16 protein-coding genes are annotated in these 23,900 nt (G+C 63.5%); 3 read left to right on the plus strand and 13 right to left on the minus strand.

Going from position 1 to position 23,900, the window contains the following annotated elements; translation table 11 throughout:
- Nucleotides 1-4: 4 nt before the first annotated feature.
- The 7 genes from QTL95_RS01775 to QTL95_RS01805 all read right to left on the minus strand — a co-directional run bounded on the left by QTL95_RS01775 (nt 5) and on the right by QTL95_RS01805 (nt 13,157).
- Nucleotides 5-772, minus strand: a complete 768-nt coding sequence (locus QTL95_RS01775; protein WP_289718247.1) for an anti-sigma factor family protein — start codon at nt 770-772, stop codon at nt 5-7.
- The gene (locus tag QTL95_RS01780) at nt 759-1,298 is read right to left on the minus strand and encodes a sigma-70 family RNA polymerase sigma factor (protein WP_289718782.1); all 540 of its coding nucleotides are present in this window, start codon (nt 1,296-1,298) and stop codon (nt 759-761) included. Before QTL95_RS01780 ends, QTL95_RS01775 begins: the two co-directional genes overlap by 14 nt.
- 77 nt (nt 1,299-1,375) lie before the next feature.
- Entirely contained in the window at nt 1,376-1,771 is a 396-nt protein-coding gene (cueR, locus tag QTL95_RS01785; RefSeq protein ID WP_289718248.1) for a Cu(I)-responsive transcriptional regulator, read from the minus strand.
- Nucleotides 1,772-1,780: 9 nt separating this feature from the next.
- Nucleotides 1,781-4,282, minus strand: coding sequence for a heavy metal translocating P-type ATPase (locus QTL95_RS01790; protein WP_289718249.1), 2,502 nt, complete (start codon nt 4,280-4,282; stop codon nt 1,781-1,783).
- A 96-nt stretch (nt 4,283-4,378) separates the two neighbouring features.
- Nucleotides 4,379-5,572, minus strand: coding sequence for an amidohydrolase family protein (locus QTL95_RS01795; RefSeq protein WP_289718250.1), 1,194 nt, complete (start codon nt 5,570-5,572; stop codon nt 4,379-4,381).
- 32 nt (nt 5,573-5,604) lie between these two features.
- On the minus strand, nt 5,605-7,686 hold the full coding sequence (gene pbpC / locus QTL95_RS01800; RefSeq protein ID WP_289718251.1) for a penicillin-binding protein 1C: 2,082 nt from the start codon (nt 7,684-7,686) through the stop codon (nt 5,605-5,607).
- Nucleotides 7,683-13,157, minus strand: coding sequence for an alpha-2-macroglobulin family protein (locus QTL95_RS01805; protein WP_289718252.1), 5,475 nt, complete (start codon nt 13,155-13,157; stop codon nt 7,683-7,685). The genes pbpC and QTL95_RS01805 overlap by 4 nt, the downstream gene beginning before the upstream one ends.
- A 504-nt stretch (nt 13,158-13,661) precedes the next feature.
- Here QTL95_RS01805 and QTL95_RS01810 point away from each other — a divergent pair.
- Entirely contained in the window at nt 13,662-14,066 is a 405-nt protein-coding gene (locus QTL95_RS01810; RefSeq protein ID WP_289718253.1) for a response regulator, read from the plus strand.
- Between the two features lie 26 nt (nt 14,067-14,092).
- On the opposite strand, the gene copD is transcribed toward QTL95_RS01810, so the two are convergent.
- The 5 genes from copD to QTL95_RS01835 all read right to left on the minus strand — a co-directional run bounded on the left by copD (nt 14,093) and on the right by QTL95_RS01835 (nt 19,891).
- Nucleotides 14,093-14,968: a copper homeostasis membrane protein CopD gene (copD, locus tag QTL95_RS01815; RefSeq protein WP_289718254.1), complete on the minus strand. Its 876-nt coding sequence runs from the start codon at nt 14,966-14,968 to the stop codon at nt 14,093-14,095.
- A 140-nt stretch (nt 14,969-15,108) separates the two neighbouring features.
- Complete coding sequence (locus QTL95_RS01820; RefSeq protein WP_289718255.1) at nt 15,109-15,606, minus strand: copper chaperone PCu(A)C; 498 nt, start codon at nt 15,604-15,606, stop codon at nt 15,109-15,111.
- A 160-nt stretch (nt 15,607-15,766) separates the two neighbouring features.
- Nucleotides 15,767-17,281, minus strand: a complete 1,515-nt coding sequence (locus QTL95_RS01825; protein WP_289718256.1) for an O-antigen ligase family protein — start codon at nt 17,279-17,281, stop codon at nt 15,767-15,769.
- A gap of 84 nt (nt 17,282-17,365) precedes the next feature.
- The gene (locus QTL95_RS01830; protein WP_289718257.1) at nt 17,366-18,844 is read right to left on the minus strand and encodes an oligosaccharide flippase family protein; all 1,479 of its coding nucleotides are present in this window, start codon (nt 18,842-18,844) and stop codon (nt 17,366-17,368) included.
- Between the two features lie 252 nt (nt 18,845-19,096).
- Nucleotides 19,097-19,891, minus strand: a complete 795-nt coding sequence (locus QTL95_RS01835; RefSeq protein WP_289718258.1) for a WecB/TagA/CpsF family glycosyltransferase — start codon at nt 19,889-19,891, stop codon at nt 19,097-19,099.
- A 90-nt stretch (nt 19,892-19,981) separates the two neighbouring features.
- On the opposite strand from QTL95_RS01835, the gene QTL95_RS01840 reads away from it, so the two are divergent.
- The gene (locus tag QTL95_RS01840; protein WP_289718259.1) at nt 19,982-21,358 is read left to right on the plus strand and encodes a glycosyltransferase family 2 protein; all 1,377 of its coding nucleotides are present in this window, start codon (nt 19,982-19,984) and stop codon (nt 21,356-21,358) included.
- A gap of 202 nt (nt 21,359-21,560) precedes the next feature.
- Nucleotides 21,561-23,042 carry a hypothetical protein gene (locus QTL95_RS01845; protein WP_289718260.1) on the plus strand — a complete coding sequence of 494 codons (1,482 nt, stop codon included), beginning with the start codon at nt 21,561-21,563 and terminating at the stop codon, nt 23,040-23,042.
- A 57-nt stretch (nt 23,043-23,099) separates the two neighbouring features.
- Here the strand turns inward: QTL95_RS01845 and QTL95_RS01850 are convergent, their stop codons facing one another.
- The gene (locus QTL95_RS01850) at nt 23,100-23,900 is read right to left on the minus strand and encodes an inositol monophosphatase family protein (protein ID WP_289718261.1); all 801 of its coding nucleotides are present in this window, start codon (nt 23,898-23,900) and stop codon (nt 23,100-23,102) included.

Here is a 23,900-nt window from a genome sequence, read left to right on the forward strand (position 1 = left end):
TGAACTAGTAGAGGGTCCGGGCAAGCTTTTCGGCCGCCTGGTCCAGGTTTATGTTTCGGTCGTCGGCAACAAGGGCGTAAGCCACGTCGCCGATCTGCCAGTAGGCGGATTCCGCATTGTCGAGCGCGATGTGGCTGACAGACTGCACCGCGAATGCACCAGGGCGAACGGCAAACAGCGAGAGCTGCCGGCCGTCTGTCGTCTTGAGGGCCATCTCGACGCTGGGGCCGAACTCGGACGGGAATATCTGCACATCGGAAATGCTCCAGTCCGCCGGCAGCTGCGGCATGACGATGCCTGTCGCGGCGCGAATGTCTTCCGGCTTGTAGCCGGCCACCGTCTGCGACGGCACGGATTGGCGCAGCACCGCCGTGTGATAGGCGCGCACCGCGTCCTCGACATAGGCGGGCGCCGGAACGGAGGCGGCGACTTCCGTCGCGGTGAAGGCGCCGAAGAAGGTGTGCGTCGTCCAGCCGGCGGCCACCAGAACGGCGACGGCGGCAATGCGCTGCACGGAATGGAAGATGCGGCCATAGGCAAGGCCACGCTCCAGACGGCGCGCGGCGTCGCGGGTATCGGCCCGGCCGAAGGCGCTTTCGCCGGCCAGCGCCAGCCGAAGCTCGCCCTTGACGCTCAGATCCGCCATCACCTTGGCGGCGATGTCCGGGTGCTCCGAGAGATAGCTTTCCACCTCGATGCGGCGGGCGACGCCGAGCTCGCCATCGACATAGGCGTCGAGATCGGTATCGATGATCGGATCAACTGCTTTCATGGCTGTTCCCTCCGATTAGTCTCAGGTGAGAGGCGCGGGGTGTCGTTTCCTCGAAGGCGCGAAGCTGGGCGCGGGCCCGCGAGATGCGCGACATCAGCGTGCCCATGGGAATGCCGAGGGTGGCGGCCGCCTCCTGGTAAGAGAGATCCTCTATGGCAACGAGATGCAGCGCCTCGCGCTGTTCCTCTGGAAGCTGGAAGAAGGCGTTGCGCACCTGCTGCAGCCGAACCGCGTGCTCCTGGCCGGCCTGCAGCGACTGGTCGGCCTCTGCGGCCGCCTCGTCGTGCCGGCGCGATTGCGAGAGGCCCTGGCGAACGCGGTCAATGTGGGCGTTGTGCACGATCGACATCAGCCAGGTGCGCAGGTTGGCGCCGCGACGGAAACTCTGCTTCTTCTCGTAGGCGCGGACCAGTGCATCGTGAACGAGGTCTTCCGCGTCATCCGAATTGCGCACCAGCGAGCGCGCGTAGCGCCTGAGCGCTGCGAGCTGACCGATGACATCGAATGGGCGTTCTTTCCGTTCCATGATTGAGTATACGGAACTCGGCACGATTTTATTCCGTCGCGTTCAAAACTTTTTTGAAAATCGCGCGAAAAGTCGCGTCAGCTGGCCCTGTGGTCGGAAAGCTCCTCGAGAATAGGGCAATCCGGCCGGTCGTCGCCATGGCAGGCGTGGACGAGATGCTCCAGCGTGCGCCTGAGTTCCGTCAGTTCACGGATCTTGCGGTCGATCTCCATCAGCTTCGTCTGCGTGAGGTTCTTGACGTCGGCGCTGGCGCGGCTCTTGTCCTCGTAAAGCGCCAGCAGCTGGCGACACTCCTCGACCGAAAAGCCGAGCCCGCGCGAGCGCTGCAGGAAGCGCAGCTTGTGGACGTCGGCATCGGCGTAGTCGCGGTAGCCGTTTCCGCCGCGATCGGGCCGGATCAGCCCGATCTCCTCGTAGTAGCGAATGGTCTTAGACGGCAGGCCGGAGCGTTCGGCGGCTTCCCCGATATTCATCGCATCCTCCTAGAGCTTTGCTAAGCGCAGGCGCAGCGCGTTGGTGATGACGGAGACCGACGACAGGCTCATGGCGGCCGCGGCGATCATCGGCGAGAGCAGCAGGCCGAAGACCGGATAAAGCACGCCGGCTGCGAGCGGCACGCCGAGTGCATTGTAGCCGAAGGCGAAACCGAGGTTCTGGCGAATGTTGCGCATCGTCGCCTCCGCCAGCCTGCGGGCCCGGAGGATGCCGTTGAGATCGCCTTTGACCAGCGTGATGCCGGCGCTTTCCATGGCGACATCGGCGCCCGTGCCCATGGCAATGCCGACATCGGCGGCGGCGAGCGCCGGCGCGTCGTTGACCCCATCGCCGGCCATGGCGATGACGGCACCATTGGCGCGCAGCTCGTCCACGAGCGCCTTCTTGCCTTCAGGCAAAATATCGGCGCGCACGTCGTCGATGCCGAGCGTCCTGGCGACGGCCAGTGCCGTGCGTTCGTTGTCGCCGGTTGCCATTATGATCCTGAGGCCCGCCTCGTGCAGCGCCCGGATGGCGGCCGCGGTCGTCGGCTTGACGCGATCGGCGACCGCGATGAGGCCGGCGAGCCTGCCGCCGGCAACGACGAACATGACCGTCTTGCCGTCGTCGCGCAGTGCCTGCAGCCGATCGGCGACGGATGCGACGTCGATGCCGAGATCATCCATCATCGCGGCGTTGCCGAGAGCGACGTCGGTATCGCCCGCCTTGCCACGCACGCCCTTGCCTGTCGTCGCTTCGAAGCCTGTTACATCGAGAAATTCGACCTCGCGTTCCTCGGCGCCGGAGACGATCGCCTCGGCGAGAGGATGTTCCGAGCCACGCTCCAGGCTTGCCGCCAGGGTCAGCAGGCGGTGCTCGTCCAGATCGCCGAGCGGCACGACATCCGTCAACCTCGGCTTGCCCTCGGTCAGCGTGCCGGTCTTGTCGACGATCAGCGTATCGACCCTGGCAAAGCGCTCCAGCGCCTCGGCATCCTTGATCAGCACGCCTTCCTGGGCACCGCGGCCGGTGGCGATCATGATCGACATCGGCGTTGCGAGGCCAAGCGCGCAGGGGCAGGCGATGATGAGAACGGCGACGGCGGCAAGCAAGGCATGCGCCAGCCGCGGCTCCGGCCCGACGATCCACCAGACGATGAAGGCCAAGATCGCGGCGGCGACGACGGCCGGAACGAAGATCGCCGAAACCTTGTCGACGGCGCCCTGGATCGGTGCGCGAGAACGCTGCGCCTTGGCGACCAGATCGACGATACGCGACAGAGTGGTGTCGGCGCCGACTTTCTCGGCTACGATGACAAGCGTGCCGTTGCGGTTCAGCGTGCCGCCGGTGACGCTATCGCCCGGCTGCTTGTCGACCGGCATCGCCTCGCCCGAGATCATCGATTCATCAACCGTCGATTGCCCCTCACGGACAGAACCATCCACGGCGACGCTTTCACCCGGACGAACGCGCAGGGCATCGCCGACCTTGATATCCTCGACGGGAACATCGGCCTCGGTACCGTCGGCAGCGATCCGCCGGGCGGTCTTCGGCGCGAGATCGAGCAGGGCGCGGATAGCCGAGCCGGTGCGTTCGCGGGCTTTCAGCTCCAGCACCTGCCCGACGAAGACCAGCGCGACGATGACGGCAGCCGCCTCGAAATAGACCGGCACCATGCCGCCATGGCCGCTGACACTATGCGGAAACAGGCCCGGGAAGAGGGTGGCGACGACGCTGTAGAGATAGGCGGCCGCCACGCCGAGCCCGATCAGCGTCCACATGTTGGGGCTGCGGTTCACGATGGAGGCATAGGCGCGCCGGAAGAAGGGGAGGGCGGCCCAGAGAACGACGGGGGTTGCGAGCAGCAGTTCGACCCAGGTCGCCAGCGGCTCGCCGATCCAGTCGCGCAGCGGCAGACCCACCATCGGGCCCATGCTTATGGCGAGAAGCGGGATGGAGAGCGCGGCGCTGATCCAGAGCCGGCGGTTGAAATCGACCAGTTCCGGATTGGGGCCGGCGTCCTCGGGCGGGATGCCCATCGGCTCCAGCGCCATGCCACACTTCGGGCAATCGCCCGGATGATCGCTGACCACCTCGGGATGCATCGGGCAGGTGTATTGCGTGCCCTTGGGCATGGCTGCCGCCTGCGGCTTGCGGCCGTCCGAATAGGCGGCCGGATCGGCCTCGAATTTCGTCTGGCAGCCGGCCGAGCAGAAATAGTGCTTTTGTCCCTCGTGCCGAAGGAAATGCCTTGCGCTTGCCCGGTCGACGCTCATGCCGCAGACGGGATCCTTCGCCGTCAGATAGTCCTCCGGCTGTGCCTCGAACTTGGTCCGGCAGCCATCGCAGCAGAAATGGTAGTTATGGCCGTTGTACGAGACCGACGGCTTGCCGGCCTTCGGATCGACGGTCATGCCGCAGACGGGATCACGTATGACGCCGAGATCCGGCACCCTGTGGTCGTCACCGTGGTGATGATGATGGTGGTTGTGGTTGCCGCTGCTGTCCATAAGTCTCTCCTGCGCCCACAAGGGCAGTGGATATCCTTATGAACCTTCCAGCAACTGGAAGGTCAAGCGGGAATTTTGTCACGGGTCATCTGCGCCTCAGACGAGCTTGCCGCCCTTCGCCACCAGCTCTCCGGCCTTGTAGACCGCGCGCTCCCTCGGAACGGACGCGACGGCCTCGGGAACGTGCTCGGCGTCGAGCGCCACGAAATCGGCCTTGGCGCCAATGCGCAATCCGTAGTCGGCAAGCCGCAATGCCCTCGCACCCGCGGTGGTCACGATGTCGAAAGCTGCCGCGAGTTCGTCGTCGGTGTAGAAGCCGGAGCGGTAGCCGATCATGTTCGCCCGTCCCAGCATGTCGCCGTCGCCATAGGGCCACCAGGAATCGCGGACGTTGTCGCTGCCGGAAAACACGGTGACGCCTGCCGCGCGCAGCAGCGCCACCGGTGGGAAATTGTGGGCGCCGGGCGCGTTGGTCATGATCGAAACGCCCGCCTCGACCAGTTTTCCGGCGGTACGCTTTGCAATATCCTCGCCGACATCGCCCAGGCCATAGGCGTGGCTGACGGCAACCCGGCCCTGCATGCCGAGCGCGCGGGCGCGGGCGCAGATCTGCTCGATGGTGAAGACGCCCAGCGTGCCGGCGTCGTGCAGGTGGATATCGACATCAACGCCCCGCCGCTCGGCGATCCCGAAGACGACGTCGAGATGCCCTTCGATATCGCGGTCGAAACTCGCCGGGTCGAGACCGCCCACGAGATCGGCGCCGAGCCCGACCGCCGCGTCCATCAGGTCGGGCGTGCCGGGGCTCTTGAGGATGCCGCTTTGCGGAAAGGCGACGAGCTGGATATCGATCAGGTCGCGGTACTCCTCCCGCACCCCGAGGATCGTCTCGAGCGAGGTCAGCCCGACCGAACCATCGACCATCACGTGGCTGCGCATGGCGGTGGCGCCGTTTGATATGCAGAGCTCGAGCTGCTTGCGGGCCCTCACATCCATCGGCTCGGCGATCGCCATGTTCTGGCGCTGGAATTCGACGCGCTCGTGCACGTCGAAGCCGTTGGTGCACGGTTTGTGCGATATCCATTTGCCGCCGTAGAAGCTGGTGTCGAGATGGATATGGCCTTCGACGAAGCCGGGCAGGACGAGCGCGCCGTTGAGGTCCGTGACCTGCGCTGCGTTGCTTGGCACACCCGGTTCGTTGTCGATCGCGGTGATGCGGCCGCCCGAGACGCGGATCGTTTTCAGCGTGCCGTCGGCAAATTTCGCGCGCGTGAAGATCGTATCGGTCATGGCAGCTCCAGTCTTGTGCACGGTGGTGGTCTTCAGTCGATGAAGACGCCGACGCTGGCGGCGCGGCCCATGGCGTCTATCACGGTCAGCTTCGAATACCCACCGCCGTCGGGCATCCATTGATTGGTGCGGCGGCGGGAAAGGTCGGGCAGGGGCTTGCCGTTGGCGAGCCAGCGGAAGGGCGCGCGGCCGCCCTGCAGCTTCAGCATCAGCGGCGAGAGATCGCCATTCCTGGCGCCGAGATCGACATGCGCGCCCTCCGGCGGATAGACGATCTGCGGCGCTGTCTCGCGGCCGGATGTGGCAAGCAGGCCACTTGCGGTGATTGCGAAACGACGCTGGCTAATCGGCAGCTGCGCCTGCGCGATGCGCACCGCGCCGGATGGCGGGCGGGGAAGCGGCGTGGTCGCGATGCCGGATTTGGCGAAACCCTCGAACAGGATCGGCGCCGCCGTGCCATAACCGGTAAGGCCAGGCGCCGCGCCGTTGTCGGGGCGTCCCACCCATACGCCGAGCACATGGCGTCCGTCATAGCCGATCGACCATGCGTCGCGGTAACCGTAGCTGGTTCCTGTCTTGTAGGCGATGCCGCGCTGGGCGGCGCCGGCGGGCGGGATGACGCCGGAGAGGATATCGGCGACATTCCACACCGCGACCGGATCGAGCAGCGCCTCGCCGTCGATCGTGCCGGGATGGCCGGTGACGCCATCGCCGAGCCGCACCGGCTGGCCGCGATTGGCGAGCGCGGTGTAGATCTGCACCAGGTCCTTCAGGGTGATGCCGAGACCGCCGAGGCCGATCGCAAGACCCGGTGTCTCGTTCGGCGGCAGCACCGGCCGTACCTCGGCGCGGCGGAAGCGGACCAGAAGCTTGCCGGGATTGACCGCATCGAGCAGTTTCACCGCCGGCACGTTCAGCGACAGCTGCAAGGCCTCGCGGATGGTCACGTCGCCCTGGTAGCTCATGTCGAAGTTGCGCGGCCGGTAGCCGAAGAAATCGGCCGGTCGGTCCTCGATGATCGTTTCCTGGCTCACCAGCCCTTCCTCGAAGGCGAGGCCGTAGATGAAAGGCTTCAATGTCGAGCCGGGCGAGCGATTGACGCGCGTCATGTCGATCCAGCCGGAGCGGCTGGCGTCAAAGTAATCGGCGGAACCAACCTCGCCGATGATGTCGCCGGTCTGCGCGTCGGCCATGACCATGGCAATCGAGAGCTTCGGTCCAAGCTTCCGGGCCGCGTCGCGGGCAACCGCTTCCAGCCCCTCCTGCACCGGCTTGCGCAAGGTGGTCAGGTGCTTGCTCGTATCGGGATACTTGCGTCGCGCCGCTTCCGCGACATGCGCGGCAAGCGCCGGCAATTGCATGCGTTTTGCCGGCACCAGCGTCGCCTCGGCGCGTTCCGCCTCACCCTCGCCGACGGCCTCGGCAACCGCCACGCGATCGAGCACCCGTTTGCGGGCGGCCTCGGCGGCAGCGAGATTGCGGTCCGGCCTGCGCTTTTCCGGCAATTGCGGCAGCGCCACGAGGAGGGCGGCCTGGGCGACCGTCAGGCGCTTCGGCTCTTTGCCGAAATAGGCGAGGCTCGCGGCGCGCACGCCCTCGAGATTGCCGCCATAGGGCGCGTGGGTCAGGTAGAGGTCAAGTATCTGCTCCTTGGAAAGCCGGCGCTCGATCTGCACCGCGCGGGCGACCTGCAGCAGTTTCGCCGAAAGCGACCGGCCCTGGCGAGGCTCGATCAGCCGCGCCACCTGCATCGACAGCGTCGAGGCGCCGGAGACGATGCGGCCGTTGGTGACGAGCTGAAGTGCTGCACGGCCGATCGCCAGCACGTCGATGCCGTGATGATCGTAGAAGCGGCGATCCTCGTAGGCGACGAGCATCCTCAGGAACTGCGGATCGACATCGCCGACCCCGGTCTTCAGCCGCCAGCGGCCCTCGGGCGTGGCGAAGGCGCGCAGCAGCTGGCCGTCCTTGTCCAGCACCTCGGCGGAGACGACATCGGCCTTGTCGAGCGGCGGCGGAAAGGCCCGGTCGGCGGCGTAGAGCGCAAGAACCGCCGCGCCGGCAAGGCCGATGCCGGCGACCGCTCCGATCGCGAATGTGCGCCTCAGCCTCATTTCGGTGCCGCCACGACCTCCATCTTGCCGGTCGCGGTGCGTGCCGAAAGCTGCGGGCGATACATGTCCTCGACCACGGCTGCCGGATGGTCATAAACGCCGGGGGTGACGGCGCGCACGACATAGGCGACGTTGACCTCCCGGTTGTCACCTTCCGAACGGTTGAAGGCCGCGACGAAACGGTCGTTGCGGAACTCCGTATGGGCGGCCGTTACCTCACCGATCCAGTCGAAATTGGCGAGCTGGGCGCTGTCGACCAGGTTCGGATTGTCGATCTGGAAGCCGGCCGGCAGCAGGTCGGTGACGACGATGCGCGACGGCCAATTGTTGCTCTCGGTGACATGCACGACGACGACATAGCGTTCGTTCTGCCTGGCTTCGCTGACATTCGCCTGCTCGCCGTCCATCGTGTAGTAGGTGCGATCAATGGCAAAGCCGTCGCCGCCGGCCGGCAGAGGTACGGCCGGGGCGGCGACCGTGGTCACCACGGCCGAAACCGCATCGCTCGTCTGGTTGGTGAGCGTCAGCGCATTGTTCATCAGCGCATCGCCGCTCATCTTCGCCATGTAGGCGCCGCTGTGCAGGGCGCCGTTGACGTCGATCTTCAGCGAATCGTCGCCGCCCTGGATGGCGCGTGCGGCAAGCAGCATCCAGGCCTGTTCCTGGGTGCTCGTATACTTGCTGCGCTCCCATTCCTTGGCGACGGCCTTGGCAAGCTCGGGTACCACGGGCGGAACGGGGCGGCTCTCGGCTGCCAGCGCCAGGATCGCGGCGCCGTCGCGGAGCACCGAGCCGTAATCGGTGCGCGAGAGGTTGACGCGGGTGACCATCGATTGCTCGGACATCTGCAGCGCGTCGAGGAAGATGTTCTTCGAGCGCGTGGCATCGCCGTAAAGCGCCAGCGCGGCGGCGATATGGGCCTTGGCGAGCGGCGTCGGGAAGTCGTTGATCATCGTATCGGCGTAGTAGCGCAGATCGCTGATCGCGGCCTTCTTGTTGCGGGCGAGAACGTAGAGCGCGTAGGCGATCTGGTCGCCTTGGTCCTTGACGTTGACGTCGTAGCTCAAGGCGTTCTGGAGGTTTTCCAGCGCCTGCGCAAAGGCGCGGTCCGGCACGTCGTACTTCTCTTCGCGAGCCCGCGTCAGGAAATCGGTGACGTAGGAATCGAGCCACAGGTCGCCGCTATCAGGTCCCCAGAGGCCGAAGCTGCCGGCGGATGCCTGATAGGAGAGAACCCTATATATCGCGTCCTGTACACGCTTTTTGATGTCGGCATCGTCCTCGAGGCCGGCCTGCTTGGCGAGTTCGCTCAGATAGAGCAGCGGCAGCGCGCGGCTCGTCGTCTGCTCGGCGCAGCCGAAGGGATAGCGATCCAGCGACATCAGCAGCGCCGGGATATCGAAGGCCGCCGATCGCGTGACGTTCACGCTGACGGATGCGCCCGGCAGGATGCTGTCGGCAAGCAGCGCCTTGTCGACGGTGAGCTTGGCGCCCGGTTTCAGCGCGAGAACGCGTCGTTCGGTGACCGGCAGCACGGCCGGGCGAACCGGCACATCCAGCGTCTGGTCGAGCGACAGGCCCGAGGCGTCGGAGAGATTGATCGCCACGCTGCCGTTGCCCGGCTGGCCGCCGGTGACATCAAGCGTCAAAGACGACTTGCCGCCGGCTTCGAGACGGATGGTCTGCGAGGCATTGGCGACAGTGACCGATTCATTGCCGGTTACGGCAAGCTTGTAATCGCCCGCCGGGGCGTCGGTGTTGGCGATGTCGAGTCGCAGCTGCGACGTGTCGCCGGGCGCCAGGAAGCGCGGCAGGCTCGCGGTCACGACGACGGGATCGCGGATGATCACATCCCGGGTCGCATGTCCCACGCCCGATTTCGACCAGGCAACCGCCATCAGCTTGGCCGTACCGTTGAACTGCGGGATATCGAAGCTCACCGTTGCCTTGCCCTGTGCATCGAGCTTCACCGGGCCGGAAAAGAAGGCGACGAGCTTCTGCGTCGGCGGGCTTGCCTGCAGCGCGATGGCGCCGCCGTCGCCGCCGGTGCGGAGCTTGCCGGTGGCGCCGAGCGAGCCGTCGATCAGGCGACCGTAGAGATCGCGGATTTCGAGGCCGAGCTGGCGCTGGCCGAAGTACCAATCGTCAGGGCTCGGCGGCTCGTAGCGCGTGAGGTTGAGGATGCCGACGTCGACGGCGGCGACCGTCACATAGGCGTCCTCATTGGCGCCGGCGCCTGCCACGGCGAGCGTGATGGGCAGCGGGCCGCGCGGCAGCATCTTCTCCGGCGCGTCGATCTTCACCTGCAGCGCGCGCTCGGCGGGATCGACCTTCAGCCACTTCACGCCGATGGCGCGCATCGGCATGTGGCTGTCCTGCGCATCGCCGGGGCGGAACAGCGTGGCGGTCACATAAGCGCCGGCGCCCCAGTCGGCGGTGACGGGAATGTCGATCTCGCCGCCCTTGTCGCCGATCTCGGCATTCTGCACGGCGACCAGCGTCTCGGTACCGGCTGCGATCATCAGCTGGCCGGCATAGCGGGACGAGACCTTGAGCTTGGCGGTCTCGCCGATCTTGTAGCTGTTCTTGTCCAGCGCGATTTCGAGCGCGTCGGGCGTTTCGGTCGATGTCGCCTGCACGAACCAGCCGGCGTCGAATTCCACGCTCGAAGTCGGGCCGTCGGCCTCGGTGCTTTCCACCTCAAGCCGATACCGGCCCCAGCCGACCGGGGACGAGATCTTGGCGCCGTCGAGCGCGGCATCGGCGGTGCCGTTACCGACCTGCTCGGCATTGTAGATCGGCTCGTACTTCCAGGCCGTGCCGTCGCGATACCACTGATAATCGCGGTTGAGCTTGAAGAGCTTCCAGCGCAGGCCCTTCATCTCCTCCTTCGTGCCATCGGCGCTGACGCCGATCACGGTGAAGTTGGCGATCGAGTTTTCGCCGAGGTCGCCGGAGAATTCCGGCTTGATGCCGATCATCGGGCCTTCGTTCTTGACCGGGATGACGAGCGAGCGCTCGATGGCGCGACCACCGGCCTCCTGCATGCGGATATAGACGGTGGCGTTGAGAAGCTGCGTCGTTGCCGGCAGCTCGCCCACCGTCAGGTCGGTGACGCCTTCGCCGTTCTCGTCGAGATCGGGCAGCCCTTCGATGGTCTGTCGCGAATCCTCGCTGGCTTCCTCATCGGCCAGGCCGAAGAAATAGCCGGGGAAGGCTTCCGCCTGACGGGTCGGCTTGATGACCACGTCGCCCTCGAGCGTCAGGCCCGCGGCCGGTGCGCCATAGAGATACTTGCCCGAGATATTGACGGTGGCGGGCGTATCGGGGCCGATGACCTTGGCGTCTGTCTTGATCTCCATGTCGGTCCTGTCAGGTACGAAGTCATCCACGAGGAACGTCTTCGTCGCGATCGGCGAGCCCTTGGGATCGGTATGGATGTTCATCGTCCAGGTGCCGCGCATGGCGTTTTCCTGGATCGGCAGGTCGATGTTGTAGCCGCCGATATTGCTCGTCTGGCTGACGATGCGGCGGCCTTCAACGCCATCCGGGCGCATGAAGATGAAGGTGAGCGGCAGGTTCTCCACGGCCTTGCCGTCGACATCTCGGGCGAGCGCGGAGGCATGGACCGTTTCGCCGGCGCGGTAGATGCCGCGTTCCGTCCAGCTCAGGACGTCGATCGCGCCGGGCGAGGCGCGGCCGGTGACGCCGCGGTCGGACAGGTCGAAGCCGGCGCGGGTCATGTCGAGGAAGACATAATCCGATGTGCCGTTTCGGGCGGTGACGACGGCAGGCGTCAAGGCCGCCGTGGCGCGGATCAGCCCGGCGTTGAACGTGGCGCGGCCGTCGGCGTCGGTCGTTGCCGTGCCGAGCACCTCGTTGTTCTTGGCGAGCAGCTGCAGCTCGACGCCGGCCATCGGCTTTGCCGAGGCAAGCGAGCGTGTGAAGACATTGAGGCCGTCCGTGCCGGCATAGGTGGTGACGCCGATGTCGGAGACGACGAACCACTGCGTGGCCTGCGAATTCCACTCCTGGTCCGGCGTGTTAGCGGCAGTCGCGGTCAGCACATAGACCCCGGGCTTGCGTTCCGGCAGGGCCTCGTCGACAGGGAAGCTGGTGACGACGTCCTTGTTCAGCTCGTTGCCGATCTCAATCGACCCCTGCCAGACCAGTTCGCCACTCTCGTCCTCGATGCGCTGGGCGCTGTAGCCGTCGAGCTGCGTCAGGAACTGCGAGCTCGTCAGAAGCGGTGCGATGCCGCGGTCGCCGATGCGGTAGAGCTTGAGATTGGCCGACGCCATGTTGACCGAGACGATCGGGATGCCGCGCCGGGCCGTCGACGGCAGCACGAAGCTGTCTCCTGTGAAGCGGACGCTTGCCGTGCGGTCCTTGACGTAGATGTCGAGGCTGACGGGCGCTTCCAGCACTTCGTCCTCGGAAGACGGCAGGCCGGTACGGAAGGCGATCTTGTAGGTCTCGCCATGCTTGAGCCCTTCGACGCAGATCTGCTTGTCCTTGGCCTCGAGCGCCTTCGGTGCGGCGCCGTTGAGCGTTACGAATGGCGTGTAGTCGGTCGTCTTGACGAGAGAGTCCGAGAAGCTGACGCAGGCGCGCGGTGTTGCGCTGTCGGCATCGACCGTGTGTTCGGTGATGCGGAAGCCCTGCGTCGACTTCAGCTGAAGATAAGCGGCCTGCACGCCCTTGGAATTCACCAGCGCAAGGCTTGCCTTGTAGGCGTTCAGCGCCGCGCGGTAGTTGGTGTTCTTCTCCAGCGCCGCCGCGAGCACGGCCAGTGCGTCGGCACGGCCGGAGGTGGTGCGCGAGAGCTCGTAGCCGTTGAGCGCGGCGAGCACCGCCTGCGCATAGATGTCGCTGCCGCTGTTGTCGTCGGTCTTCACGAAGCTGTCGCCGACGCGGGCGGTTTCCAGCCAGAGGTCGCCATTCTCAGGGGTCAGTGCCAGCGCGCCACGGAAGGATTTCAGCGCATCGATGACATTGCCGCCGGTGAGGTCGAGACGGCCGTTGGCGATCAGGCTGTCGGCGCCCTCGGTGCGCTGGTCGTCGGTCGCTTCGAGATTGGCCTTGTCGTCACGCGCCTGCTGCAACACATCGCCGGAGAGAAAGGTGAGGCGCGGCGCGGCGCCGAGATCCGGCTCCTGCTGTTTGCTCGTTTCGACGATCTTGCCGGCGATGGCGCCGGGGAAGGCGTTCATCGTCTTGAAGTCGGATTTCAGAAAGCACCAGCTGGCCTTCGGATTATAGGTGAACGCCTTGCAGGACTTGTCGCCGATGCAGGAAGCCTTGCACTGATCGAGCGTGAGGTTCTGTTCCGTGCGCAGGTCGAAGCCGAAATAGTCGGCATCCTTGATCGTCTGGATCTCGCGCTTGGTTTCCGCCGCGGAGGCGGGCGAGCTTGCGACGATGGCGGAAAGGGCGACGGCGGCAATGGCGAAAAACGCGCGGACAGTCATAGGTTCCCCCCGAGATGCTGGCGCTCAAATCGGGGGCACTCTCGGCACTGGCCGCGTCATTGTCAACATGGATATCCGGCTGTTCCGAAATGGCGCGACGGCTGTTTCATCGGTTTCGTGGAGCTGCAGGCAGGGGCCGCTGTCTTGTGCCGGCACATCCCTTGGCAATTCCGTGTCAGCGGTCAAAAGCGGCCGGCCATCGACATCGCGGCGAGCCGGCCTGCCGGTGTCAAGACTATGAGCAAGGATGAAAAACTCATCAATTTGCCGAATCGCAAGCTCGCGCGATACGGGTAACGGACCAATCGCCAACGGTTTGATCTCTCACGGGAATCCCCTCGGGGAGAGAAAGGCGGTTAATGATTTATCAACGTTAACAAATGCTTACCTGTGGATAAATCTGTTTCGGCGCGGAACATATCCGATTGGGGCCCGTTAACCGACCGAGCTTCAGCTATCGAAGCCACCGCGTAACTGAGTAAACAGCGAAGCAGGGGACCTTTCATGGGCGCCAATGTCGAACGCAAGCCACAGGAAGATAATGCCGCGAGTCCGCGGGTCTTGATCGTGGAGGATGAGTTCCTGATTGCACTCGATCTGGAGGAAACCGTGAGGTCACTCGGCCTTCAGGTCGCGGGGTTGGCGGTCAATAAAGAGCAGGCCTTGAACTTGGCGGCGATGGCCGACATCGCCTTCGTCGACGTCAATCTGCTCGATGGAGCGACCGGCCCCGAGATCGGCCGGCGGCTCGCGGAGGATTACGGCGTATCGGTCGTCTTCATGACCGGTAATCCAGAGGCGCTGACCGATCGAGTGAGCGGCGTTCTCGGCGTGCTTACCAAGCCGGTCATGCCTTCCGTCGTCGAGCGCTCCCTGCGCTATGCGGTGACGGCGCGCCGCAGCGCCTGACTAGGGAACTGCGGACGGATGCGCGATCAGGTCGGCTGGAGCATGCCAAACCAGGCGACAAGTGCGAGAGACGACAGGCCCAAAGCGATGGCCATGCCGGTCGATCGCTTCAAAGCCGAGAGCGAACCGGCAGCCGACAGCCGTGGGACCAGCACATAGCGGTTGATCACCGCGATCGTGACCATCCCGGCGACCACCAGTATTTTCAGGCAGAGCAGCCGCTGATAGGCCAGCGTCCAATCCGTTGGCATGCCCCCGACGATCAGCAGCGTGTTGGCCACACCGGTCAGCAGCACAAGTGCTACCGCGATATGACCGGCGGTCGAGAAGCGCATCAGGGCCAACCGCGCCTCCGCCCGCCATTCGCCGTTATCCAAAGCCGAGAACATGAGGAAGACCGGCACCAGCGAGCCGAGCCACGCGCCGCCCGACAGGAGATGCAGGGCATCGTTGAGACGGTGAAGGATGCGCAGCCAGCCGTCATTCATCGCCGCGTGGCCGGTGAACGTCATGCTGGCAAGTAGCACGAACGCGCACAGGGCATGCGCGGCGCGATCGTGCCTGGTCAGCACGGCGGATGACGCGCAGAGCGCCAGAGTGGTGGAGAGCTGTATCATCCAGGCATGCCCGCCAGCGGTATCCACCACCACGCTGATGATCAGGCCCATGCGAAGATCGCTCCAACCGTCGCCGATTGTCGCCGTCAGGGCTAGAGGTGTGACGAAAATGGCCGCGACCAGAAGCACGCGTGCCATCAGGTTCAGGATACGAAGTTTGCGCGCAATCGCGGCCGAGAGGCCGGCAGGTACCAAAGCGGCAAGATAGGCAGAGGAGCCCCACAGAAAAATGGCCGTCGCATAGAGGAGGAAGCGGCACAGGCTGAGCGCAATTTCCGGGCTCACGGCACCACCACAAACACGTTGCCGCCCATCTCTCGATTTCGGGGCCGGAAATACGGTCGCAAGACGGTGGTGGGTGGTGCCAGCGGCACGGAAAGAAATCTCGGCATTACGCTCTCGCCATGGCAGATCGCCGGAAGGGCTTACTGTGGCTTCGACATGTCCATTTGCGGTTGCGAACCCTTCATGCCGCCGCTGGCGCCGCCGACCGTGAAATCGACATCCACAGAGCCCGCCTTTTCGAATGTCAGCGTCGCCTTGATGCTCTCGCCCTGCTTGAACGGCTGGGCCACGTCCATGAACATGATGTGATAGCCGCCCGGCTTGAGTTCGACCGTCTGTCCGGCCGGAATGGATAGCCCGCCCGCGACGGACCGCATTGTCATGATCCCGTTCTTGACGCTCATTTCATGGATTTCCGCCGAGTTGGCGCGATCCGAGTTGATGCCGATGAGCTTGTCGTCGGTCGATCCGGTGTTCGTCAGCGTCAGGTAGCCGCCCCCCACCTTGGCGCCGGGCACCATGGCACGGGCATTCGGCTGCTCGATATCGATATCGCCGGCCTTGGTGCCGCCAGCGGCCGCGTGGACGGCAAGGAGGCATGAAAGGAGAAAGCCTGTCAGTACGGTCTGTTTCTTCATGATGTTGCGCTTTCGAAGCGGGCAGGCGTGCCGGTCGCCGCGATCGCGGCCGTCACCTTGTGAAGCGGATCGACGCCACGACGACGACGACGTCTCTCAATAGCCTTGCGTCACGGATTTTGAAAGAGGATCCGATATCAATGAATGCGCTGTCTCTCGGTCACCATTGCCCCAGAACCTTCATCCGTTTCACCGGTTCTGGTAATGATTCCGGCGACAGCGGATGTTGTTGCAGCGAGGCGCAGCGCAGGATTCCCACCGATAGGCCGATGAACATCCAGTAGATGTACGGGATGACGTTGACGCTGCTGACGGTGACAAGGGTAATCGCAATCGCGACCACCGTGCCGAGTATCGCGCTCGCATGCCATTGCGGCCCCTGGGCACTGAAGCTGAGCTTGATCAGGCCAGTGATCAATATGACGAAGATCGCACAGAACACCGCCATGGTCACAAGACCGTAGGTCAGCGCGGTGCCAAGGTAGGTGTTCACGATATCGACGATGCCTTCGCCCTGGATCATCGCGTGCATTTCGGGGGTCGTGAGGAAGTTGGGATCGCCGAAAAGCGGATTGCGCCCGATGACGATCATCGACGCCTCGAAGAGCTTTACGCGGTAGTCTTCGGTATTCGTATCCTTCCCGATGAACGGCAGTACGGCGACGATCTTCTCGCCGATCGGCGAAAGCATCAGAATTGGCAGCAGAGCGACCGCCGCCAGGCCGGCACGGACCAGGTTCGTAAGGACGCCTCGTTGCATGAGCAAGGTGACCGCGACCAGAGCGACGGCACCGACCCACGGGCCACGCGACACCGTGACAAAGAGGCTGAGCGATATCAATCCGACGGCAAATATCGACGTCTTGTCTGAAAAACTGGGCTTCCTGGTTGCAAGAAGGCAGCCGATCGCGGTCATGCATGTGAAACCGAGCGAAATCGGCTGGGCGGTCGATACGACCGCGCGCATCACCCCGCTGCGGAACATATAGGGAGACGTCATCGAGACACCCCATCCGGCCTCGACTGCCTGATACAGACGCCACATCTTCACCGCCTCGATAAGACTGATTGCGGCGATCGGCAAGACGGCGACGACGAACGCGGCCATTACCTTCTTCAAGTCGGTGGGGCTGGTAAGCGTGCGACTGAAGACGAAGTAGGGAAGCAGAATATCGAGGAAGGACGTCAGCATCATGCGCATCACGTCCGTGCTTTTCCCCAGACGTACGGTCAACACGATCACGATAAGCGTGTAGAGCAGGACGAATTTGTCCACCAGGGTCAAGCTTCGGGTTTCGCGGAAGACGCGCATTGCCAGCGGCGCCAGGAAAAAAATGGCGAGCAGCCGCGATGGATTGAGATAGATCAGCGTCCCGCCGTTGGCTCCAAGGCCCGCCAGGACGTCGATCGCCGGCGCGCAGAACATCAGCACGATATAGAGGTATATCGGATTGAAAGGCTGCCTATGGCAGTAGATGCTGAGCAGGCCGAGAAAGACGGCAAAGAGTACGAAGTTGTGGGTGATGAAGACGACGGCGACCGTGGCGAGCCAGCATCCCGCCCACATCGTGAACTCCTGCCGCGGAACGAAAGGTGCCGAGTATCGTCGCGCGAGAAAGAGGGCGGGGATTGCCGCGAGATAAACAAAGACTAGCGCGCGAGCATATTCCGGCATCGCCTTACTCCACCGCCTGTTCCGCTTTGCCCGAGGCAAACCGGCGCGCCGCGCGAGATCTGGTTCTGATCAGCCAATAAAACATCATGCCGCAATTCCCGCGCTGACGTAGCTTATGAACGACAACAGCACGCGACCGATCAAATATCCCGCCGGCCAAGCCAGGAGGATGAAAACCTCGAACGCCACGCTGTTCAGGCGATGCCGGGAATTATAGAAGAATATCAGAGGGATGATCGGCAACTGGTGGAGAGCGGCCGCCCAAAGCGCACCTTCGAAACCGAACAGCCAGTAGGAGATCGGTACTGCGACGAAAAGCAGTCCCGCCTTGGCGAGGTTCAGTATGCCGACGTTTCGCGGCTCGCCGATGGCGAGATAGACCGAGTTCATTATCCCATAGCGAGCCGTTACCAGGCTGAAGGACAGGATCTGAAGCATGGGTCCCGCGGCAGCGTAGCGATCGTCGTACACGAGGTCGACGACGAGCTGTCCGCACGCAAAGATGCCGCCGGCCCCAAGAAGGTAGAAAATGTCGAATGAAGCGCGCAGCTTGAGATAGGAGGTTCGAAAACGCTCGCGATTTTCCCGCGCCATCTTGCTGAGGGCGGGCAGGGTCACGGAGCTCTGAAGGCGCGCGCCCACGCCGTCCAGTATGCCGATCAGCCCGAATGCGAGCGTGTAGAGACCGAACGTCTGTGTGCTCGCCCAGCTTCCCATCATCATCTTGTCGCCATTCGAAGCAAGGATGGTGAAGAACGACGAGAACATGATCCAGCGACCGAAACGCAATAGTTCGACCGCAAACTTTCGGTTCAGCCGGAAGCGGTCCTGCCGGCCGGGTATCCAGACGTGGCTGAGGATCGTGGTGATCAGCGCGGATGCCGGACCGAAAACGATGCATGCCCAGACGGAATGAGTGAGCCAGGCCACGGCCAAGCCCAACGCGGTTGCGCCCAGCTGGCTGTAGAGATCTATCATCGTGATGCGGTTGAGGCCCATCCGGCGATAGCTCGTGATGCGCTTCGTGGACTGGAAGCCGTCGATGAAAATTCCCGATGTGCCCAGGATGATGACAAGCGGCAATTCGGGTGAAGCGTAGACGGAATGCGCGGGCATCCATCCGAGCGACGCGGCATGGCCGATCGCCACGGCGATGACGATGCAGCCGATCCAGATCAGCGTGCCGCGAATGATCTGGACGACCCAGACGGTGTCCAGGAATTCCGGGTCGTCTCCCCTGGGGCTCTGGATAACGGCCTGATGCAGGCCGATGTCGGCAAGCAGCACGACGATATAAGACACCATGGCCGCGGCCGCGGCGATCCCGAACATCTCCGGTGCAAGAAGCCGCGTCAGGATCAGATTGCTGGCGATCCGCACGAACTGACTGGCGACATAGCCGCCGGTGCTCCAGCCGGCGGCGCTCAGGATGAGCGTCCGGTTGCTTTTCTGAGGTGCGGGCGAAGGTCCGTCGTGCAGGCGTGGCGACGGATCTTGCGCGGATAGGCTGGGCATGCGTGGCGGCTTTCGCTCTCTGCTTGGACGTTCGAGTTCGTAGGTCACGCGACCTCCCCGAGATGCCCGGTCAACGCTGCCGGCGATATCTGCGATATCAGTCTGCTGTTGTCCGCATTGGCCAATTTGTCGAACATCCGAAACTCTACCAAATACAAAAGAGGCGACGCGAGGCCACGGAGGCCGGATTCTGCCCATGTGGCGGCACAAACTCAATTACGTCTTTAGGCTGTGGGCTTAGCTTCACCAAGGCCGGTCCGTCTTCCTCAACCCGTCTCCGGTGCGCCCGGCAACGCAGGATCACGTGGCCTTTCCCGGTGGTCGTCGGGTGACCAGCTCGCGCAGGAACAGCCGAGCCAGCGGTGCCACCGCGAATACGTATCGCCGCCACAGACGTCGTGGATCGGTGCCCAGGCGATGAGCCCATTCGAGCCCCCACCGCTGCATCCAGAGCGGAGCGCGCGTCTTGCTGCCGACGAGAAATTCCAGTGACGCACCGATGCACAGGCCGATCCCCGACGCGTCTGGTCGCTGGGAGATCGCATGGGCGATCTTCTCGGACTGCGGCGACCCGATCGCTATGAAAACGAAGCGGGCGGCCTCGGCGGCAGCGAAGTCCACGCAGGCCGCGAACGCCGCCGGATCGTGCAGGACACCGCGTGGAGGGACGTGGCTGCGGAAGCGGATGGTCGGATAGACGGCTTCCAGACTACGAACGACACCTGTGTCGCTGGCGATCAGCGCGACGACGTCGCCGTCCCGGATCACCGATTTGAACAATCTCGCCGTCAGATCGGAGCCGGTGACATGCGGCAGGTCCAGTGACAAGACATGGGCGAGGGACGAAATCGGCTTGCTGTCGCAAAGCGACATCCAGGCCTCGTCGTAGCAGGGAACCAACCCCCGGTTGCCACTCAGCCGAACGACATGATCCACATTGGGGGTAACCACATACCGGAACTTGCCGCCGGCGGTTCTTTCGACCAGGTCGACAAACGCGTCCTGATCGATGCCGTCAAAGGGTGCGCCGAGAAAGTGCCGGCGAACGCCCGTATCGGCACCGGCGGTCGTGGCCGGTATGTCCAACGCTGTCATCATGCTTCCTCGTGTCTCCGCAGCGGCGCGTTGCGCCGGATCCGGAATAGGAACGGCGATCAGCGACAGTCTCGGCGCTAGACTACAGAGTTGCCGAAGCCGTACAATTCTCCCTATCTCAGCATTTTGGGGTATGGTCATTGTATAACCGGATATTTAAATGATGGCACTTCAGATAAATATTACGATTATGTAGTAAATGTCGGCGCTTGTGGCGGAGATATATTGATGCAAGATAGCGCGGCGTGGATTTGGCTGACGATCGGAGAAACAGCCGTGCTTGCTACAACGATACTTTGCGTTGCGACTGTTGCCGCTGCCATCCTGATGTTGCCTGTCCTCCTCTTCGCCATCGAATGCATAGCGGGCGTCTGGCCGTCCGTCCGGCGTTCCTCGAGCACGAGCGCCCGGCCGCCCGTCGCGGTCCTGATCCCCGCTCACAACGAGAGTTCCGGAATAGCATCCACCCTGAGGAACGTCAGGGAGCAGGCAAGGCCGGGTGATCGGCTCGTCGTCGTTGCCGACAACTGCGACGATGACACCGCCGAAATCGCGCGATCGGAGGGAGCGGAGGTCGTCGTGCGAAAAGACCCGGTCAACCGGGGGAAAGGTTATGCGCTGGACGCGGGCATCCGCTATCTCGCGCAGACACCCTGCGATGTGGTGATGATCCTCGATGCCGATTGCCGCATCCAGCCCGGGACGATCAACGAACTTGCAGCCGCGGCTCTGTCTACCGGTCGCCCTGTGCAGGCGCGAAATCTCGTCCACGCGCCGCCGGGTTCAGGCCTCAATCTTGCCGTTGCGGAATTCGCTTTCCTCGTGAAAAACCACGTCAGGCCGCTCGGCCTCTCCCGGCTCGGTCTTCCCTGCCAGCTTACCGGAACGGGCATGGCCTTTCCCTGGGCGGTCATCGAGGGGGCGGATCTGGCCAATGGGCATCGGACGGAAGATATGAAGCTGGGGCTCGAGCTTGCGGCCGCTGGTTATCCGTCGTCGTTCTGCAACAACGCGATGGTCACAAGCCTGTTTCCCTACTCCGATCACGGCCTGGAAACGCAGCGGCAGCGGTGGGAGGGAGGACACCTTTCGATGATGCGTTTCGCGTTCCGCTCGCTGTTCAGCGTAAGGCGCGGGTTGACGCTTTCCTATCTCCTCATGTTGCTCGACGTCATGATCCCGCCGCTGACGCTTTTGGTCGCTGCGTCGGTCGCCATCCTTCTCCTCAACGCGGTCGTCGCGGTGTCGGGAGTGGGAGTCCTGCCGCTCGCCATATCCGGAGCGAGCCTTGTCTTGCTCGTCATTGCGGTTGGACTCGGGTGGCTTGCCCATGGGCGAACCGTCTTGCCGGCGCGCAATCTCGCGCAGATTCCGCTTTATGCAATCTCGAAATTGAAGAGCTATCCGAAGGTTGTTCTGTTGGGGAAAAACAGCACCTGGGTCAGGACCGACAGAAGCAGCAAATAGGAACCATCGCACACCGAAATAGGTAGGCCGCTATCGGCTACCGCACCAAAAGGCGGGGTTAAATGTTCCTCGGCCAAGCTTTAGACTGAGGCTTTCGGGCAAAGTGCATTCCTGATGAGCGTGCCCCGTGTTTAAGAGGAGTGGGAAATTGCGCCGTCGCGATCTTCTGAAGGGTCTTTCCGCATCGCTTGTCTCCAGCCCCTTGCTGAACTTGCCGGCTTACGCGGCCACACAGCAGCACAAGACGGGCTGGGTCGGGATGAATCTTGCTCCGACCGACTATTATTCCAACGAGATGCCGTTTGCCAATCTTGCCAAACTGGCATCCAGGTGGAGGCTTCAGGACCAGGGGCCGTTCAGCTGGGACTTGCCGTTGCCGCCGTTGACGGAAGACGGCTGCCCTACCTCTGTACCGCCCGACAGCTACGTGGAAACCTTCCTGCTTTCCACCAACGCCCGTAAATTCCTGCCTGCCGAACTCTTCGTTTCCTATGATGGGGAGGGGGTGCTGGAATATGCCGAAGGCGCACGGTTGGTGAAGCGCTTTCCGGGCGTGGATCAGATCAGGTGCCTTCAGACCAGCGACGTGCCGATGATGGCCCGGCTTGTTTCTACCAATCCCGAAAATCCGCTCCGCAACGTCTCGTTCCACGAGGGGCATGCAGCCCCTCCCAAGGAAACATTCCGCAAGGCCTTCCTGGAGCGAAATGCGTCGATGGCGGCGTTGCGTTTCATGGACTGGATGAAGACGAACGAGTCGAAGATCGAGCATTTCGAACAGCGCCCGATGAAGAACGCCTACACCCAATCGGAAAAGGGCGTGGCGCTGGAATACATGATAGAGCTCGCCAATGAATTGAAGAGTGCGCCGTGGTTCACGATGCCGCATCTGGCGACGGATGACTACGTGCGCCAATTCGCCGAGATGGTCAGGCGGGACCTTGATCCATCCTTGCCTGTTTATGTCGAGTATTCGAACGAGGTCTGGAACACCACATTCGAACAGGCCCGCTGGGCGCAGGCTCAGGGGTTAAGTGTGGGGCTGTCCACCGATCCTTTTGAAGCTCAGCTTCGCTTCTATTCGCAGCGTGCCACCGAGATGCTCGGGATATGGGATCAGGTGTTCGGTGCGGACAAGGCTCGGGTCTTGGGCGTCTACGCGTCACAGGCCGGAAATCCCGAGAGCGGCGAGACAATCCTCGGTTGGAAGGACGCGGGAAAATACGCCGATGTCCACGCGATCGCGCCGTATTTCGGCAACGGGTTCGGCGATCCCGCTAAGCTGGAGGAGGTGTCGCGGTGGAGCTTAGATCGCCTGTTCAGCGAGCTTGAAAAGGAAATCGACGGCAGCAACAAGAGCCTCATGGTCGCACAGGCGGCCCTGGCCAGGAAATTCGGCGTATCGATGGTGGCGTACGAAGGCGGCCAGCATCTGGTCGGCTATGGGGGAGCACAGAACGACGATCTGCTGACGATGCTCTTTGTCAAGGCCAATTGGGATCCCCGCATGGGAGAGCTCTACCGCAAGTACATGGCCAACTGGCGAGCCGTCGGCGGCGGTACGTTCATGTTCTACAGCTCCATGGGAAGCTACAGCAAATGGGGCAGCTGGGGCTTGCTCGAGAACGAGGACAAGCCGACCAGCGCGAAATGGGAAGCTGTGCGGAGTGCCGTGAAGGCCTGATGGCCGGGTGCGGCCATCAGCGTGGCGACAATCGGCACGGCGATGCCGTGCCTGACATCACAGCCCCGCGATCGTCCTGAGATCGTCGGTTGCGCCCGGCGCGGTCGCCAGCACGGGTGATCCCTTCGTCAGCCTTTCGCCTTCGGTCGGGAAGGGGTGAAACCAACCGCCGGCTTCCCTGACGAGGCAATAGCCGGCCATGCAGTCCCAGGCGTGCATGTAGGGCTCGTAATAGCCGACCAGCCGGCCGGCCGCGACATAGGCGAGCATCAGCGCGCCGGAGCCGTTGCGGATGAAGTTGCCGCCGGCCTCCAGCAGGCTCTCGACCATCTTGCCGACGAAGGCCGGCGTCACGTAGTTGTTGGCGCCGATGCCGGTTACGGCGTTGCGGATGGTGCGGGATGGATCGAGCGTCAGGCGCTTGCCGTTGAGCGTCGCGCCAAGGCCGAGGCCGGCAGCGTAGAGTTCATTATGGCAAGGCGCGGAGATCACGCCGACGACAGGCTCGCCGCCGTGGAGAAGGCCTATCGATACGCACCAGTTCGGCATGCCGTTGACGAAGGGGCTTGTCCCGTCGATCGGGTCGACCACCCAGGTGAAGCCCGATGTCCCCTTTTCCAGGCCATATTCCTCGCCCAGCACGCCGTCATCGGGATAGGCATCCCTGAAGCGCGCGCGGATCAGGTTCTCGACCTCGCGGTCGGCGATCGAGACGACATCCTGGGGATCGCGTTTGGTTTCGATGACGAGCGTTTCGCGACGATTGAAATAATCGAGCGCAACTGCGCCTGCTTCCTTGGCTACCGCCGTGGCGATCGCCAGGCGCGCTTCCAGGCCGGGGACGATATGGGAGGTCAT

The sequence above is a fragment of the Rhizobium sp. S152 genome (assembly GCF_030380735.1).
Classification (GTDB): Bacteria; Pseudomonadota; Alphaproteobacteria; order Rhizobiales; family Rhizobiaceae; genus Rhizobium.